Source organism: Variovorax sp. OV084 (genome assembly GCF_900111625.1).
Classification (GTDB): Bacteria; Pseudomonadota; Gammaproteobacteria; order Burkholderiales; family Burkholderiaceae_C; genus Variovorax.
Map to the genome: position 1 here is coordinate 132,103 of NZ_FOII01000009.1, position 17,272 is coordinate 149,374.

The 17,272-nt window shown below is 64.9% G+C and carries 15 protein-coding genes; 10 read left to right on the forward strand and 5 right to left on the reverse strand.

The features are described 5' to 3' along the window. Positions 1 to 44: 44 nt before the first annotated feature. The 3 genes from tldD to BMW87_RS21980 all read left to right on the forward strand — a co-directional run bounded on the left by tldD (position 45) and on the right by BMW87_RS21980 (position 3,441). Positions 45 to 1,505 carry a metalloprotease TldD gene (tldD, locus tag BMW87_RS21970; protein ID WP_093056227.1) on the forward strand — a complete coding sequence of 487 codons (1,461 nt, stop codon included), beginning with the start codon at positions 45 to 47 and terminating at the stop codon, positions 1,503 to 1,505. 42 nt (positions 1,506 to 1,547) lie between these two features. Next, entirely contained in the window at positions 1,548 to 2,087 is a 540-nt protein-coding gene (locus BMW87_RS21975) for a hypothetical protein (protein WP_093078622.1), read from the forward strand. Positions 2,088 to 2,322: 235 nt separating this feature from the next. Beyond that, on the forward strand, positions 2,323 to 3,441 hold the full coding sequence (locus tag BMW87_RS21980) for a 3-deoxy-7-phosphoheptulonate synthase (protein ID WP_093056223.1): 1,119 nt from the start codon (positions 2,323 to 2,325) through the stop codon (positions 3,439 to 3,441). A gap of 8 nt (positions 3,442 to 3,449) precedes the next feature. On the opposite strand, the gene BMW87_RS21985 is transcribed toward BMW87_RS21980, so the two are convergent. Both BMW87_RS21985 and mpl read right to left on the reverse strand, forming a co-directional pair. After that, positions 3,450 to 3,968: a cupin domain-containing protein gene (locus tag BMW87_RS21985; protein ID WP_093078624.1), complete on the reverse strand. Its 519-nt coding sequence runs from the start codon at positions 3,966 to 3,968 to the stop codon at positions 3,450 to 3,452. After that, entirely contained in the window at positions 3,965 to 5,368 is a 1,404-nt protein-coding gene (gene mpl / locus BMW87_RS21990; protein ID WP_093078625.1) for a UDP-N-acetylmuramate:L-alanyl-gamma-D-glutamyl-meso-diaminopimelate ligase, read from the reverse strand. Before mpl ends, BMW87_RS21985 begins: the two co-directional genes overlap by 4 nt. Before the next feature lie 111 nt (positions 5,369 to 5,479). Here mpl and BMW87_RS21995 point away from each other — a divergent pair, with 111 nt between their 5' ends. The 7 genes from BMW87_RS21995 to BMW87_RS22025 all read left to right on the forward strand — a co-directional run bounded on the left by BMW87_RS21995 (position 5,480) and on the right by BMW87_RS22025 (position 11,845). Then, complete coding sequence (locus tag BMW87_RS21995) at positions 5,480 to 6,076, forward strand: hypothetical protein (RefSeq protein ID WP_093078627.1); 597 nt, start codon at positions 5,480 to 5,482, stop codon at positions 6,074 to 6,076. Further along, the gene (locus BMW87_RS22000; protein WP_093078628.1) at positions 6,077 to 6,628 is read left to right on the forward strand and encodes a TlpA family protein disulfide reductase; all 552 of its coding nucleotides are present in this window, start codon (positions 6,077 to 6,079) and stop codon (positions 6,626 to 6,628) included. It begins immediately after the preceding gene. A gap of 100 nt (positions 6,629 to 6,728) precedes the next feature. Continuing rightward, positions 6,729 to 7,196 (forward strand): acetyl-CoA carboxylase biotin carboxyl carrier protein, encoded by a 468-nt coding sequence (gene accB, locus BMW87_RS22005; RefSeq protein ID WP_093056213.1) that lies wholly within the window; start codon positions 6,729 to 6,731, stop codon positions 7,194 to 7,196. Positions 7,197 to 7,198: 2 nt separating this feature from the next. Next, positions 7,199 to 8,548 carry an acetyl-CoA carboxylase biotin carboxylase subunit gene (gene accC / locus BMW87_RS22010; protein ID WP_081270245.1) on the forward strand — a complete coding sequence of 450 codons (1,350 nt, stop codon included), beginning with the start codon at positions 7,199 to 7,201 and terminating at the stop codon, positions 8,546 to 8,548. Between the two features lie 14 nt (positions 8,549 to 8,562). Next, entirely contained in the window at positions 8,563 to 9,453 is an 891-nt protein-coding gene (gene prmA / locus BMW87_RS22015) for a 50S ribosomal protein L11 methyltransferase (RefSeq protein ID WP_093078630.1), read from the forward strand. Between the two features lie 52 nt (positions 9,454 to 9,505). Continuing rightward, positions 9,506 to 10,879, forward strand: coding sequence for a zinc-ribbon and DUF3426 domain-containing protein (locus BMW87_RS22020; protein WP_093078631.1), 1,374 nt, complete (start codon positions 9,506 to 9,508; stop codon positions 10,877 to 10,879). 63 nt (positions 10,880 to 10,942) lie between these two features. After that, positions 10,943 to 11,845 (forward strand): carbohydrate kinase family protein, encoded by a 903-nt coding sequence (locus BMW87_RS22025; RefSeq protein WP_093056209.1) that lies wholly within the window; start codon positions 10,943 to 10,945, stop codon positions 11,843 to 11,845. 81 nt (positions 11,846 to 11,926) lie between these two features. Here the strand turns inward: BMW87_RS22025 and BMW87_RS22030 are convergent, their stop codons facing one another. The 3 genes from BMW87_RS22030 to BMW87_RS22040 form a co-directional block, all read right to left on the reverse strand. Then, positions 11,927 to 12,436: a histone H1-like DNA-binding protein gene (locus BMW87_RS22030; protein WP_019656794.1), complete on the reverse strand. Its 510-nt coding sequence runs from the start codon at positions 12,434 to 12,436 to the stop codon at positions 11,927 to 11,929. Between the two features lie 196 nt (positions 12,437 to 12,632). Next, positions 12,633 to 13,862 (reverse strand): ribonucleotide-diphosphate reductase subunit beta, encoded by a 1,230-nt coding sequence (locus BMW87_RS22035; protein WP_093078633.1) that lies wholly within the window; start codon positions 13,860 to 13,862, stop codon positions 12,633 to 12,635. Positions 13,863 to 14,054: 192 nt separating this feature from the next. Further along, on the reverse strand, positions 14,055 to 16,970 hold the full coding sequence (locus BMW87_RS22040; RefSeq protein ID WP_093078634.1) for a ribonucleoside-diphosphate reductase subunit alpha: 2,916 nt from the start codon (positions 16,968 to 16,970) through the stop codon (positions 14,055 to 14,057). Between the last annotated feature and the right edge of the window lie 302 nt (positions 16,971 to 17,272).

A 17,272-nucleotide genomic window follows, 5' to 3' on the forward strand; every position in this document is an offset into this window, starting at 1 on the left:
CCTTTGGGGCAGCGCGGAAGAGGGCGGCTGCCTAGAATGTCGCGATGATCTCTCGCGAACCCACCATCGAGCGCCTCGCCACGGCGCAACAGCTCCTTCTCACGCCGTTCGGCCTCGACGAATCGCACCTGAGCAAGGCCTTGGCCGAGATCACCGCGCACCGGGTGGACGACGCCGACCTGTACTTCCAGTACACGCGCAGCGAGGGCTGGAGCCTCGAAGAGGGCATCGTCAAGACCGGCAGCTTCAGCATCGACCAGGGCGTCGGCGTGCGCGCGGTCAGTGGCGAGAAAACCGCTTTTGCCTATTCGGACGACATTTCCGAGGCCTCGCTGCTCGACGCGGCGCGCACGGTGCGCTCCATTTCCTCCGCAGGCCGCACGGGCCGCGTGAAGACGCCGGCCCGCAAGATCGCATCGAGCCGCTCGCTCTACGACGGTATCGACCCCATTTCCACGCTCGACAGCACCACCAAGGTGAAGCTGCTCGAAAAGGTCGAAAAGCTGGCCCGCTCGCGCGATCCGCGCGTGGCGCAGGTCATGGCGGGCCTGGCGAGCGAGTACGACGTGGTGCTCGTGGCCCGTGCCGACGGCACGCTGGCCGCCGACGTTCGCCCGCTGGTGCGCCTGTCGGTCACGGTGATCGCCGAGCAGAATGGCCGCCGCGAAATCGGCTCCGGCGGCGGTGGCGGGCGTTTCGGCCTGGCCTATTTCACCGACGAACAGATCGCCGAGTACGTCGACCATGCCGTGAAGGCCGCCCTGACCAACCTCGACGCACGCCCGGCACCGGCCGGCGAAATGACCGTGGTGCTCGGCTCCGGCTGGCCCGGCATCCTGCTGCACGAAGCCATCGGCCACGGCCTGGAGGGCGACTTCAACCGCAAGGGCTCGAGCGCGTTCTCGGGCCGCATCGGCCAGCGCGTGGCGGCCAAGGGCGTCACGGTGCTCGATGACGGCACGATCGCCGATCGCCGCGGCTCGCTCAACGTCGACGACGAGGGCAACGCCAGCCAGCGCAACGTACTGATCGAGGACGGCATCCTCAAGGGCTACATCCAGGACGCGCTCAATGCGCGCCTCATGAAGGTCAAGCCCACCGGCAACGGCCGGCGCGAAAGCTACGCACACGTGCCGATGCCGCGCATGACCAACACCTACATGCTCGGCGGCGACAAGGATCCGAAGGAAATCGTCGCGAGCATCAAAAAGGGCCTCTACGCCACCAACTTCGGTGGCGGGCAGGTCGACATCACGAGCGGCAAGTTCGTGTTCTCGGCCAGCGAGGCCTACTGGGTCGAGAACGGCAAGATCCAGTACCCGGTGAAGGGCGCGACCATCGTGGGCAACGGCCCCGACGCGCTCACCCGCGTGACCATGATCGGCAACGACATGGCGCTCGACTCGGGCGTCGGCACCTGCGGCAAGGAAGGCCAGAGCGTGCCCGTGGGCGTCGGCCAGCCGACGTTGCGCATCGATGGTTTGACCGTAGGCGGTACGGCCTGAGGGCTTGTTAAGCTGCGCTCCTTTCACAACAAGGAGCGTTCGATGAGGATCAGGATCAATTCGTCCGCGGCTCTGTGGGCCGTGACTGCCGTGGTGGTGCTGGCAAGCGCAGGTTGCGCGTCGCGCGGCGGCTCCGGCGGCAGCCAGCCCGCGGCTGCGCCGGCACCTGCAGCCGCCCCCGCGGCACCGGCGCGCGGCGGCGCGAAGGCCGGCATGGATGCCCAGGGCAACGTGGTCGACTCGTCGAAGGTCGAAGCCGGCAGCGGCCGCACCGTCAAGGGCCTGAACGGCTACGAAGGCGAAATCACCGGCAACCCGGCGCGAAACAGCAAGTTCGCGCGCCTGCAGATCGGCATGAGCGCCAGGCAGGTCACCGACCTCGCGGGTCCGCCGACGGACCAAGGCGCGTACGTGACGGGCAAGGCCTTCATTCCGTTCTATTTCGGCAGCGATCGCCACCGTTTCGAGATGACCTACAAAGGCCAGGGCCGGTTGGTCTTCGCCGGTGGCGGCATGGGCGAATACACCAGCGGCAACCTGATCTGGATCATCCACAACGCCAACGAGTCGGGCTACCGGTAAACAACGCCGCGCCCGGCCGTTTGATCGGGTTTTTGCTTTCCGTGCTACATTTCGCGCACATGTCCGCCCTCCGCGCTTATTTCTTTGCCTACTTTTGGTTCCCGGTTTCCGGCGGACGAGAGGCGAGCGCGTAAAGCAAACGAACACCCTCCCAAAACCGCCGGTGCCCTGAGCCCCGGCGGTTTTTTTTTGCCCCTGCGATATCCACTCAAACCCGACAGACAAGGAAGCAACCATGAGCACGAACACTGCCCCCGCCAGCGACAGCTGGTATGCGAGCGTCGAAAAAACCAGCAAGACCGACGACGAACGCATCAAGGACATCAACGTGCTGCCCCCTCCCGAACATCTGATCCGCTTTTTCCCGATCCGCGGCACGCCCGTTGAAACACTGATCGAAGGCACCCGCCGCAACATCCACAACATCATGGCCGGCAAGGACGACCGGCTGCTGGTGATCATGGGTCCCTGCTCGATCCACGACCCGGCTGCCGCGCTCGAATATGCCCGCCGCCTCAAGGTCGAGCGCGAGAAATACGCCGGCACGCTGGAAATCGTGATGCGCGTGTACTTCGAGAAGCCGCGCACGACTGTCGGCTGGAAGGGGCTCATCAACGATCCGTACCTCGACGAAAGCTTCCGCATCGACGAAGGCCTGCGCATCGCGCGCCAGCTGCTGATCGACATCAACCGCATCGGCCTTCCGGCGGGCAGCGAGTTCCTCGACGTGATCTCGCCGCAGTACATCGGCGACCTGATCTCCTGGGGCGCCATCGGTGCACGCACCACCGAAAGCCAGGTGCATCGCGAACTGGCTTCAGGCCTATCGGCGCCCATCGGCTTCAAGAACGGCACCGACGGCAACATCCGCATCGCCACCGATGCCATCCAGGCGGCGGCGCGCGGCCATCACTTCCTGTCGGTGCACAAGAACGGCCAGGTCGCGATCGTGCAGACCAACGGCAATCGCGACTGCCACGTGATCCTGCGCGGCGGCAAGGCGCCGAACTACGACGCCGCCAGCGTCGAAGCCGCCTGCAAGGACCTCGAGGCCGCCAAGCTGCCGCCCACGCTGATGGTCGATTGCAGCCATGCCAACAGCTCCAAGCAGCACCAGAAGCAGATCGACGTGGCGAAGGACATCGCTGCGCAGATTGCCGGCGGCTCGAACCGCGTGTTCGGCGTGATGGTCGAAAGCCACCTGCAGCCGGGCGCCCAGAAGTTCACGCCGGGCAAGGACCAGCTGTCGGGCCTCGAATACGGCAAGAGCATCACCGACGCTTGCCTGGGATGGGACGATTCGGTACAGGTGCTCGACACGCTCTCGAAGGCGGTCAAGCAGCGCCGGGGCTGAAGCCCGGGTTAGAGCATCCTGGCCAGGTCAGGCCAATGGTGCCGCATCGATGCAGCTTCGTCGCTGTCGGGCGGCACCATCGAAAAGTCGGCGAAGTCGAAGCCCGGCCCGACCATGCAGGCGACCAGTGCGTAGTCGCCTGAACTGTGGCCCTGGATCGGCCGGGCCGCTTGCCATTGGCCGGCGGGCACCACATGCTGGGGACGCGTGCCGTGCGCATCGACCGGGCCCAGCCGCACATGGGCCGGCGCCGTGCGCATTGCGGCGTCGCAGGTCCACAGTGTGAGCGGTACGCCTTCCAGATGCACCCAGACTTCGTCGGACAGCACCCGGTGCCAGCGCGAATGCTGGCTCGCTTCGAGCAAAAAGTAGATGCTGGTAAGCGCGCTGCGCGGCGCGCGACCGTCGGTGGGCGTGACGCTCGATGCTGAGCGGAACACCTCGCCGTACCAGCCGCCCTCGGGGTGGGGCTGCAGCTTCAGGGTCTCGATCAGTTCGTGGGCGCGTGCGAGCGGCATGGCGGTCATGATGCCGTCGCCGTGCGCAGCGCCGCAAGCAGTTTGTCGTGCACGCCGCCGAAGCCGCCGTTGCTCATGCAGACGATGTGATCGCCCGGCCGGGCCGCGGTGACGATCTGTTTCACCAGCGGCTCGATGGCCCCGGCTACCTGTGCGCGGTCGCCCATCGGCGCGAGCGCTGCTGCGGCGTCCCAGTCGAGGCCGGCCGTGTGGCAGAAAGACAGGTCGGCCGCCTCCAGGCTCCAGGGCAGCTGCGCCGCCATGACGCCCAGCTTCATCGTGTTGCTGCGTGGCTCGAAGGCCGCGAGGATGCGCTCACTTTGCTTGCCAGCAGCATCCAGTTTCTTGCGCAAGCCGTCGAGTGTGGTGCGAATGGCTGTCGGGTGGTGGGCGAAGTCGTCGTAGACCGTGATTGCGCCGCCGCCTTGCTCGACCGTGCCGCGCAGCTCCATGCGCCGGCGCACGTTGCGGAAGCTGCCCAGCGCACGGGCTGCCTCGGCCGGCGCCACGCCCACGTGTTCGGCCGCGGCGATGGCGGCCAGCGCGTTCATCTGGTTGTGCAGGCCCGAGAGTTCCCATTCGACTCGGCCCACCACTTCGCCCCGCTGCAGCACGTCGAAGGCGTCGTGCGTGCCGCGCGCCTGCCATTCACCGCCTGTGCCGAAGCGCGCGAGTTCGCTCCAGCAGCCTTGGGCCAGCACACGCTGCAGGCTTTCTTCGGTGGCGTTCACGACCAGCCGCCCCGTGCTCGGCACAGTACGCACGAGATGATGAAACTGGCGCTCGATAGCTGCAAGATCATCGAAGATGTCCGCGTGATCGAACTCGAGGTTGTTCAGCACGGCGGTGCGCGGCCGGTAGTGCACGAACTTGCTGCGCTTGTCGAAGAAGGCCGTGTCGTACTCGTCGGCCTCGATCACGAAGGCCGGGCCGTCGCCCAGCCGGGCCGAGACGCCGAAGTCCAGCGGCACGCCACCCACCAGGAAGCCGGGCGCCTTGCCGCCCTTTTCCAGCACCCAGGCCAGCATCGAGGTGGTCGTCGTCTTGCCGTGCGTGCCGGCCACGGCCAGCACGTGGCGGCCGAGCAGCACATGCTCGGCCAGCCACTGCGGACCGCTGGTGTAGGGCTTGCCGGCGTCGAGGATGGCTTCCATCAGCGGGAACTTGGGGCTTCCGTCGGGCAGCCGCGCGCGGGACACCACGTTGCCGACCACGAACATGTCGGGCGCCAGGGAGAGCTGGTCGGCACCGAAGCCCTCGATCAGGTCGATGCCGAGGGCGCGCAACTGATCGCTCATCGGGGGGTACACGCCGGCGTCGCAGCCCGTGACCCGGTGGCCTGCCTCGCGCGCCAGGGCGGCCACGCCACCCATGAACGTGCCGCAGATACCCAGAATATGAATGTGCATCGGTCGATTCTAGGGAAGCGATGTGCCGCGCCCGTGCCTGGGCCACGTGTTTGTCCCGCGCTTCGTACTGATGTTGCTGTGTGGGGCGCGTACTGCGGGCAAAATGCCCCGATGGACACGTCCAAGCGTGAAATTGCCGCCACTGCAGCCCGCCTCGTCGTCGAGGAGGGACTGGAATATGGTCCGGCCAAGCGCCGGGCCCTGCGTGATCTGGGCCTTTCGGCGCGCACCGCGCTGCCCAACAACGACGAGGTCGAGGCCGAGGTGCGCGAGTACATCGAGCTTTTCTGCGCCGATACCCAGCCGCAGGAATTGCATGCATTGCGGCTTCTCGCGCTCGAATGGATGGAGCGCATGGCCGTCTTCCGCCCTCATGTGGGCGGCGCCGTGTGGCACGGAACGGCCACCCGGCTGTCAGACATTTATATTCAGTTGTTTTGCGATGATTCCAAATCGGCCGAAATCGCCCTGATCGATCACCACGTGGACTACGAGCCGCGCATGGTGACCGGCTTTCATGGCGAGCAGGTCGAGGCCCTGAGCGTGCACGCCCCGAGCCGTGCGCTCGGCGAGGAAATCGGCGTGCACCTGCTGGTCTACGACCTCGACGACCTGCGCGGGGCCTTGAAGCCCGACGCGCAGGGGCGCGTGCCCCGTGGCGATCTGCTCGCATTGCGCCGACTGATTGAACGAGAAAAGGACAAGTGAATGACTTCTTCGCCCACCCGACGCGGCATGCTCTATGCCGGCGTGGCGGCAGCGGCTGCGGCCGCCGGGCTCGGCGGCGCATGGTGGAAGGAGCGCAGCAGCAGCAGCGCTGCGGGCGGGGAGATGCTCGACGCGGCCTTCTGGGCTCAGAGCTTCGAGCGCCCGGAGGGCGGTGACCTCGTCCTGTCGAGCCTGCGCGGCAAGCCGCTGCTGCTCAACTTCTGGGCGACGTGGTGCCCGCCCTGCGTTGAAGAAATGCCGATGATCGACGCTTTCTTCCGTGCAAATGGCGCCAACGGCTGGCAAGTGGTTGGATTGGCCATCGATCAACCCAGCGCCGTGCGCAAGTTCCTGCAACGCACGCCCGTCACCTACCCAACCGGCCTGGCCGGCCTTCAGGGTACGGAGCTGGTCAAGAATCTGGGCAATACGGGTGGCGGGTTGCCTTTCACGCTGGTCCTGAATGCGAACGGCTCCGTGGCCGCCCGTAAAATGGGCAAGCTCGAGACCACCGACCTGGACACTTGGCGACGCGAACTGGTTCATGGTTAGAATCAGTTCCTTACGCTGGCGTTAGACGCCGAACGCCGAAAATCACCGATTTTCGAACAAGTTATGTCCTGAAGACCGGCTCAGCCGGCACTGGAGTCCCATGGATCTGCGCAAACTCAAGACACTGATCGATCTGGTGTCCGAATCGAATATTTCCGAGCTGGAAATCACCGAAACCGAAGGCAAGGTTCGCATCGTTAAGGGCGGCGGCGCCGCTCCGGTGCAGTATGTGCAAACCCTGGCGGCGCCTCAGGCGGCTGCCGCACCGGCCGCAGCCGGCGCTCCCGCGGCACCCGCCGTGGCCAGCGCACCGGCGGCCGAAGCCGCTCCGGCCGGCCATGCCGTGAAGTCGCCCATGGTCGGCACCTTCTATCGTTCGTCCAGCCCGGGCGCTGCTGCGTTCGTCGAGGTTGGCAGCAAAGTCAACGAAGGTGACACCATCTGCATCATCGAAGCGATGAAGATCCTCAATGAAATCGAGGCCGACAAGTCCGGCACGATCACCCAGATCCTCGGCGAAAACGGCCAGGCGGTCGAATACGGACAGCCGCTGTTCATCATCGAGTGACCATGTTCAAGAAGATCCTGGTTGCAAACCGGGGGGAGATTGCCCTCCGGATTCAGCGTGCCTGCAGCGAGCTCGGCATCAAGGCCGTGATGGTGTATTCCGAAGCCGACCGCGACGCGAAGTACATCAAGCTCGCCGAAGAAGCCGTGTGCATCGGCCCGGCCCCTTCGGCGCAGAGCTATCTCAACATGCCGGCGATCATTTCGGCGGCCGAAGTGACCGATGCCGAAGCGATTCACCCCGGCTACGGCTTCCTGAGCGAGAACGCGAACTTCGCCGAACGCGTGGAGCAGAGCGGTTTCCAGTTCATCGGCCCGACGCCTGACAACATCCGCACGATGGGCGACAAGGTGTCGGCCAAGCAGGCCATGATCAAGGCCGGCGTGCCTTGCGTGCCCGGCTCCGAGGGTGAGCTCTCGGACGACGCCGCCACCAACAAGCGCATCGCGCGTGCCATCGGCTACCCGGTCATCATCAAGGCGGCGGGCGGCGGCGGTGGTCGCGGCATGCGCGTGGTGCACACCGAGGCGGCTCTGGTCAACGCGATCCAGATGACCAAGGCGGAAGCCGGCGCGGCCTTCAACAATCCGGCCGTGTACATGGAGAAGTTTCTCCAGAACCCGCGCCACATCGAAATCCAGATCCTCGCGGACAAGCACAAGAACGCGGTTTACCTGGGCGAGCGCGACTGCTCCATGCAGCGCCGCCACCAGAAGGTGATCGAGGAATCGCCCGCGCCGGGCATTCCGCGCAAGCTGATCGAGAAGATCGGCGAGCGCTGTGCGGCCGCCTGCAAGAAGATCAACTACCGCGGTGCCGGCACCTTCGAGTTTCTCTACGAGAACGGTGAGTTCTATTTCATTGAAATGAACACGCGCGTGCAGGTGGAGCACCCGGTGACCGAGTTCACCACCGGCATCGACATCGTCAAGACGCAGATCATGGTGGCGGCCGGCGAAAAGCTGCCGTTCACGCAGCGCCAGATCCAGATGCACGGCCACGCCATCGAATGCCGCATCAATGCCGAAGACGCGTGGAAGTTCACGCCGTCGCCGGGCCGTATCACGATGTGGCACCCGCCAGGTGGTCCGGGCGTTCGCGTCGACTCGCACGCGTACACCAACTACTTCGTGCCGCCGAACTACGACTCCATGATCGGCAAGATCATCGTCTACGGCGACACGCGCGAGCAGGCCATGGCCCGCATGCGCACGGCGCTCAACGAAACCGTGATCGAAGGCATCCAGACCAATATCCCGCTGCACCGCGAGCTGATGGTCGATTCCAAGTTCATGACCGGCGGCACCAACATCCACTACCTCGAAGAGTGGCTGGCTGCGCACAAGCGCTGACCCGGGACGCCGCGATGTTCGAACTCCGCCTGATGGCGCCGGAAGACCGGGTCGAAACGCTCGGTGAAGCGCTCGATGCACTCGATGCATTGAGCGTGTCGGTGGAAGACGCCGACGCGCAGACCGACGCAGAGCAGGCGCTTTTCGGCGAGCCGGGCATGCCGCCGCCGAAGGAGGGCTGGCAGCGTTCGCGCGTGATCGCGCTGTTCCCCGACGAGGCGCTCGCCAAAGAGGCCGCGTCGGTGCTCGCGCTGCAAGACTTCTTCGAAGGCTGCGAGGTGCTCGGCATTGCGCCGGTGCCCGAGCAGGACTGGGTGCGCCTGACGCAATCGCAGTTCGCTCCCGTCGAGATCACGCCCGAGTTCTGGATCGTGCCGACGTGGCACGAGCCGCCCGAGCAGGCAAAGCAGGTGATTCGGCTCGATCCGGGCCTGGCCTTCGGTACCGGCACGCATCCCACCACGCGCATGTGCCTGCGGTGGATTGCGACGCAGGGCGACGGCGTGCTGGCTAACCAACGCGTGCTCGACTACGGCTGCGGCTCCGGCATTCTTGCGATCGGTGCGGCGAAGTTCGGCGCCACCGACATCGACGCTGTCGACATCGACGAAGCCGCGGTTTCGTCGACCCGGCTCAATGCCGAGGCCAACGGCGTCCGGCTGAACGCGGGCCTGCCCGAAGCGGCTAAGGGCCACTACGACACCGTGCTCGCCAACATCCTGGCCACGCCGCTCAAGGTGCTCGCGCCGTTGCTGCGCAGCCATGTGAAGGCGGGCGGATCGCTGGTGATGGCCGGCATCCTCGAGCGCCAGGCCGATGAATTGAAAGAGGCCTACGCGCCGTACGCAACGCTCGAAGTCAGCGACACCGAGGACGGCTGGATCCTCATGACCGCGCGCTGCTGAGCCGCCTTGCGCCCCTCCCGTGGCGGGGGCTCGACCCTACAATCGCCCGGTCATGAGTCTCGTCACGCGCTGCCCCGCCTGCACCACCACCTTCAAGGTGGTGCGCGACCAGCTTCGCATCTCTGATGGCTGGGTGCGCTGCGGCCGATGCAGCCATGTGTTCGACGCCACGCTCGATCTGCACGAGGCGCCCGATGGTGCAGCGCCGCCGGTGCAGGGCGGTGGCTACATGCCGGGGCTGGTCGAGTCCGCCTCGGAGCCCAAGGTCGCACCCGAACCTCCTGCGCCACCGCCGCCGCTCGAGTTGGAGCCCTCGTCGCCGACCGAAGATGCGGACTTCTTCGACGACGAGCCCGAGCAGCAACCTCGGCATGCGCTGCCCCCGGAGGCTCCAGCGCCTGCACCGACACCGGCGTCGCCACCACCACCTCCAGCAGCGCTTGAGTTCTCGCTGTCATTGCCCGAACACGGCATCGTCGCCGACGAGCCATGGTCCGACCTCGACGTCAGCGAACCCGCGTGGAAGCCTCCACCGAGCACGCTGCCGCCGTTCCCGAACATCGACCTGAATCTCGCGTCGCCGCCGCCCGCGCCGCCACCCCCGGCGCCGCCGTTGCCCGTCGCCCCGCGCATCAAGGCAATGCGCGGGCTGATGATCGAGCGAGCGAGCGACGACGGCGCTGAAGGGGAGCGCGAGCAGGAAGAAAAAGACCACGACCAGGTGCAGATGCAGAAGGCGCTGCGCCGCGCCCGCATCAAGTCGGCCAAGATCGCGAGCGCCAAGGCGCGTGAGGAGCGTGCGGCTGCGAAGGCTTCGCCTGTTGTGGTGCAGGCTGAAAGCGAGTCCGACCTTGCGCTCTCCCCGGATTTCGAACTGCCAATAGGGCATCCCTTCGCGGACGACGACGAGTCCTTCGAGAGGGCAACCGGCTTCTGGCAGCGCAAGGGCGTGCGCATCGTGCTGGTCCTGCTGGCGGTGATTGCCGTGCTGCTGCTCATCCTGCAGGTCATCCGCCACGAGCGCGACGGCATTGCCGCGCGCCAGCCCAATCTGCGGCCAGCCCTCGCCGCGCTGTGCCAGTACACAGGCTGTGAACTCGCGGCTCTGCGCCAGATCGGCGACATCGTGATCGAAGGCGCGGCCTTCGCGCGCGAGAAGAGCGGCGGCAACGACTACCGCCTGAGCTTCACCCTGCGCAATGGCGCCACCGTGCCGCTCGCGATGCCCGCCGTCGAACTCTCGCTGCTCGACACGCAGGAGCGCGCCGTGGTGCGCCGCGTGCTGTCGCCGGCGGACTACGGTGCACCGACGGTGCTGCAGGCCCGAGCCGATCGCGCAGCCTCGCTGCCATTGACCTTGTCCGCTTCGGAAGCCGCAGCGCTACCGCCGATCGCGGGTTACCGCGTCGAAGCTTTCTATCCCTGAGCGGGGCGCCTGCCTGCACGCGTCCTTTTCTCTTCCATCCACCATTCAACCAACGGCTCAACCATGGCAGCAGTGATTTGCGGGTCCCTCGCGTTCGACACCATCATGACTTTCGAGGGCCGGTTCGCCGACCAGATTCTTCCGGACCAGCTGCACATCCTCAATGTGTCGTTCCTGGTGCCGACGCTACGGCGCGACTTCGGCGGCTGTGCCGGCAACATCGCCTACAGCCTCAATGCACTGGGCGGCACTGCGCTACCGATGGCCACGCTCGGCAGCGACGGCGCCTCGTACCTCGAGCGCATGCGCTCGCTGGGCATCGACACCGAGTTCGTGCGCCAGCTCGACGACACCTTCACCGCGCAGGCGATGATCATGAGCGACGTCGACAACAACCAGATCACCGCCTTCCACCCCGGCGCGATGCAGCAGGCGCACATCACGAAGGTGGCCGCACGCGACGACATCAAGCTCGGCATCATCGCGCCCGATGGCCGTGACGCCATGCTGCAGCACGCGGAGCAGTTCGCTGCCGCCGGCATTCCGTTCGTGTTCGATCCGGGTCAGGGCTTGCCGATGTTCGACGGCGAGGCGCTGCGTCATTTCGTCGATCTCGCGAGCTGGGTGGTCGTGAACGACTACGAAGGGAAGATGCTGTCGCAGCGCACCGGCTGGAGCCTGGCCGAGATCTCGAAGCGCGTGCGCGGCCTGGTGGTCACGCTGGCGGCCGAGGGCTGCGAGATCTGGACCGACGGCGAGCGCGAGCACGTGCCGGGCGTGGTGGCCACCGAAGTGGTCGAGCCCACGGGCTGCGGCGACGCATGGCGTGGCGCGCTGCTGTTCGGTCTGGAAAAGGGTTGGCCGCTGGCGCAGTGCGCAGCGCTGGGCAACAAGGTCGGCGCGATCAAGATCGCGCAGCGTGGCCCGCAGAACTACGAGATCGATCGCAAGGCCCTGGGTCTCTGATCTTCTTCCCGCAGAAGCGCCAATAAAAAAGCCCGACACCGCGAGGTGCCGGGCTTTGCGCCTTCAAGGCCGCTGAGAAACTCAGGGCTTGCTGGCCGTGGGGAACGGCCAGGCTGCCTGGGGATTCAGCGTCGTTTGCGCCGCAGGGGCAGGCGCTACGGCTGCAGCCTTGGCGGGCGCAGCGGCCTTGGGAGCCTTCTTCGCAGCAGGCTTTTTGGCAGCAGGCTTTTTCGCGGCTTTCTTGGCCGCAGCCTTTTTCGCAGGCGCCTTCTTGGCAGCAGCCTTCTTCGCAGGCGCCTTCTTGGCGGCGGCCTTCTTTGCCGGGGCCTTCTTGGCAGCAGCCTTCTTCGCAGGCGCCTTCTTCGCTACGGCCTTCTTCGCCGGAGCCTTCTTGGCAGCGGCCTTCTTGGCCGGTGCTGCCTTCTTGGCGGCTACCTTCTTCGCAGGAGCCTTCTTGGCAGCGACCTTCTTGGCCGGTGCCTTCTTGGCGGCTACCTTCTTTGCCGGAGCCTTCTTAGCGGCCACAGCCTTCTTTGCCGGAGCCTTCTTTGCAGCGGCTTTCTTAGCCGGCGCTTTCTTTGCAGTTGCCATTTCTATTTCTCCTTGATCAAGTTGAAAAAATCAACCTATTGAAGCACTCCACGCACGTTGGGTAGCGTGAAGCGATTCATGGCGTTGAGATCTGAGCCCCAGCACCATGAACACCTGAGCCCCAGTCCATGCCGCGCTCTTTGGCGCGATCGGTGGCAAGGGCAATTCTTGAATTCATTAATTCTTGTCGAAAGATTCAATCCCAGGAGAGCGCACCACCCGACTGGTACTCGATCACGCGGGTTTCGAAAAAGTTGCGCTCTTTCTTCAGGTCAATCATTTCGCTCATCCAGGGGAACGGATTTTCTTCGTTCGGGAAGAGCGTTTCGAGGCCGATCTGCTGTGCACGCCGGTTGGCGATGTAGCGCAGGTAGCCCTTGAACATGGAGGCGTTCATGCCGAGCACGCCACGTGGCATGGTGTCTTCGGCGTATTTGTATTCGAGCTCGACGGCGCGCATGAAGAGCGCCTTGATCTCGGCCTTGAACTCGGAGGTCCAGAGGCCGGGGTTCTCGAGCTTGAGCTGGTTGATCAGGTCGATGCCGAAGTTGCAGTGCATCGACTCGTCACGCAGGATGTACTGGTACTGCTCGGCGGCGCCGGTCATCTTGTTCTGGCGGCCCAGCGCGAGGATCTGCGTGAAGCCGACGTAGAAAAACAGGCCTTCCATCAGGCAGGCGAACACGATGAGCGACTTGAGCAGCGTCTGGTCGGTCTCGTGGGTGCCGGTCTTGAAGTTCGGGTCGCTGATGGCGTCGATGAACGGGATCAGGAACTGGTCCTTCTCGCGGATCGACGGCACTTCGTTGTAGGCGTTGAAGATCTCGCTCTCGTCCAGGCCGAGTGACTCGACGATGTACTGGTACGCGTGCGTGTGGATCGCTTCCTCGAAGGCCTGGCGCAGCAGGAACTGGCGGCATTCGGGGGCCGTGATGTGGCGATAGGTGCCCAGCACGATGTTGTTGGCGGCCAGCGAATCGGCGGTCACGAAGAAGCCGAGGTTGCGCTTGACGATGCGGCGCTCGTCTTCGGTCAGGCCGTTCGGGTCTTTCCAGAGCGCGATGTCGCGCGTCATGTTCACTTCCTGCGGCATCCAGTGGTTGGCGCAGGTGGCGAGGTACTTTTCCCACGCCCATTTGTACTTGAACGGCACCAACTGGTTGACGTCGGTCTGGCCGTTGATGATGCGCTTGTCGGAAGCCTTGACGCGTTGGGTGGCAGCAGGCGTTGCTACTGCGGCGGCGGCAACTGGACGCACGACCGCGCCGTCATCGAGCGCGCGGAGCGCGGGTTGCGCAATCGACGAAGTCGGAGCGTCCACCGAACGGCCTGCGGGCAAGCCGCTGGTCGATGCGTTGTGGTGCTGCAATCCTTGTTGCATATCCTTTGGTAAGGAGGGCTTGACTTCTTCGTCCCAGGTCAACATAGAAAAATCCAATGCTCAAATTATCGGAGTAACGATGTGAGTTGCAAAGTGCTCGTTCACATCGCACGCCATTTATGTGGTTGTTATGTTGCTCGCATGCATCGCGCGATGTCAGTCAATGCCTTCGTTGAGTGAACGTCGCGCGATTTTTTGCATGCACCTCACTGACTCACTGTCGCGAGCATCGACGCGTTATTGGCACGCTTCACAGGTCGGATCGTCCACACCGCAGAACGCGATGTCGGTGGCGGGCATTGCGCTCATCTGTGCCTTCGCTGCAGCAGCGGCGGCTTCGAGTGCGCTCATGCCCGAGGGTGCATCGTTGCCCGACGACACCGCGTTGAGACGGCCCGATTGCACCGTCGACTTCTCGGCGTGCGTCGCGCTCTGCGTACGCAGGTAGTACGTGGTCTTCAGGCCGCGCAGCCATGCGAGCTTGTAGGTGTCGTCGAGCTTCTTGCCCGATGCACCGGCCATGTAGATGTTCAGCGACTGCGCCTGGTCGATCCACTTCTGGCGACGCGCAGCGGCTTCGACCAGCCACGTGGTTTCGACTTCGAACGCGGTGGCGTAGAGCGCCTTCACATCCTGCGGCACGCGGTCGATGGGACGCAGCGAACCGTCGAAGTGCTTCAGGTCCATCACCATCACGTCGTCCCACAGGCCCAGGCGCTTCAGGTCGCGCACCAGGTAGTGGTTGATCACGGTGAATTCGCCCGACAGGTTCGACTTGACCGACAGGTTGCCGAAGCAGGGTTCGATCGAAGCGTCCACGCCGATGATGTTCGAGATGGTCGCGGTCGGTGCGATGGCCACGCAGTTCGAATTGCGCATGCCGTCGGCCTTGATCTTCGAGCGCAGCGCGTCCCAGTCGAGGGTGGCCGAGCGGTCGACTTCGACGTAGCCGCCGCGTGCCTTTTCCAGCAGGTCGAGCGAGTCGATCGGCAGGATGCCCTTGTCCCACAGCGAGCCCTTGTAGCTCGAGTACTTGCCGCGTTCGCGCGCCAGGTCGGTCGAGGCCCAGTAGGCGTGGTAGCAGATGGCTTCCATCGACTCGTCGGCGAACTGCACGGCTTCTTGTGATGCGTACGGAATGCGCAGTTCGTACAGCGCGTCCTGGAAGCCCATCAGGCCCAGGCCGACTGGACGGTGGCGCAGGTTCGAGTCGCGCGCCTTCTTCACGGCGTAGTAGTTGATGTCGATCACGTTGTCGAGCATGCGCATCGCCGTGGAGATCGTCTTCTTCAGCTTTTCCTGGTCGACCTTGCCGTCCTTCAGGTGCTGCAGCAGGTTCACGGAACCCAGGTTGCAGACGGCGGTTTCGGTGTCGCTGGTGTTCAGCGTGATCTCGGTGCAGAGGTTCGACGAGTGCACCACGCCGGCGTGCTGCTGCGGCGAGCGCACGTTGCAGGCGTCCTTGAACGTGATCCAGGGGTGGCCGGTCTCGAACAGCATCGTGAGCATCTTGCGCCACAGGTCGGTCGCCTGGATGGTGCGCGCGGGCTTGATGTCGCCGCGGGCAGCCTTCTCTTCGTAGGCCACGTAGGCCTTCTCGAAGTCGGCGCCGAACAGGTCGTGCAGGTCGGGCACGTTGGAGGGCGAGAACAGCGTCCAGGTGCCCTTTTCCATCACGCGGCGCATGAACAGGTCGGGGATCCAGTTGGCGGTGTTCATGTCGTGCGTGCGGCGGCGGTCGTCGCCGGTGTTCTTGCGCAGCTCCAGGAACTCCTCGATGTCGAGGTGCCAGGTTTCGAGGTACGTGCAGACAGCGCCCTTGCGCTTGCCGCCCTGGTTCACGGCCACTGCCGTGTCGTTCACCACCTTCAGGAACGGCACCACGCCCTGCGATTCGCCGTTCGTGCCCTTGATGTGGCTGCCGAGCGCGCGCACGCGGGTCCAGTCGTTGCCCAGGCCGCCGGCGAACTTCGACAGCAGCGCGTTTTCCTTGATCGACTCGTAGATGCCGTCGAGGTCGTCGGGCACCGTGGTCAGGTAGCAGCTCGACAGCTGCGAGCGCAGCGTGCCGGCGTTGAACAGCGTGGGCGTGCTCGACATGAAGTCGAACGACGACAGCACTTCGTAGAACTCGATGGCGCGGGCTTCGCGGTCGATTTCGTTCAGCGACAGGCCCATGGCCACGCGCATGAAGAAGGCCTGCGGCAGCTCGATGCGGGTCTTGCGCACGTGCAGGAAGTAGCGGTCGTACAGGGTCTGCAGGCCGAGGTAGTCGAACTGGTTGTCACGCTCGGCCTTCAGCGCCGCGCCCAGGCGGGGCAGGTCGTACTGCAGCAGCTTTTCGTCGAGCAGGTCGTTGTCCACGCCCTTCTTGATGAACTGCGGGAAGTAGTCGGCGTAGGCAGTGGCGCGCTCGGCCGGCATCACTTCGCGGCCGATGATCTCCTTGAAGATCGTGTGCAGCAGCAGGCGCGCGGTGGCGAAGGTGTAGTCGGGGTCTTTCTCGATCAGCGTGCGGGCCGCCAGGATCGAAGCCTTGTAGACCTCGTCGAGCGGCACGCCGTCGTACAGGTTGCGCATCGTCTCGGCGACGATCGGTGCGGACGTGATGCTGTCGCCCAGGTTTTCGCAGGCCGACTCGATCAGGCCTTTGAGTTCGTTCAGGTCAAGGGTGACGAGCTCGCCGTTGTCCAGCACGTGCAGTGCAGGCGTGGCCGGCACGTCTTGCTCGCCCTGCTTCGAGCGCTCCTGCGTGCGGCGTTCGCGGTACAGCACGTAGGCGCGGGCAATTTCGTGATGGCCGCCGCGCATCAGGCCGAGTTCGACCTGGTCTTGCACGTCTTCGATGTGGAAGGTGCCGCCGCCCGGACGCGAGCGCACCAGCGCGCGGATCACGCCCTGAGTGAGCACGTCGACCGTTTCGCGCACGCTGGCCGAAGCCGCGCCCTGGGTGCCGTGCACGGCCAGGAAGGCTTTCATCATCGCGATGGCGATCTTGTTCGGCTCGAAGGGCACGACAGCGCCGTTGCGGCGGATGATCTGGTAGTGGGCCAGGTTCTGGCCGGTGGGGGAGCCAGCAGTGTCTCGCTGCTGCTGCGGTGGCGTCGAGGGAACGGCACGCGGGGTCGATTGGGGGTTCAGGGCAGTTTGCATTCGCTTCCTCTCGGTTGGCAATTCTTGTTGGATGGCGGCGCCTGGGCCGGGCGCTGCGCCGGTGTGGATGACCGGACAGGGGACACTATATCTAGGGTGCGGGGGGTGTACAACCCACTAGATGTAGCGTTTTCCTATGGATACAAGGATTGCCGGTATTACTTCCGCCATAGGACACGGCCAGCGATGCCGCTTGAATACTGGCCTATGGTCTCTCAACCCGCATGGGGCTTGGCTTGCAAGCCGATTTGGGCCTGCAGGCCGCATGGTTGCTGAATCGCGCGGTTGCTATTTTCGCATTG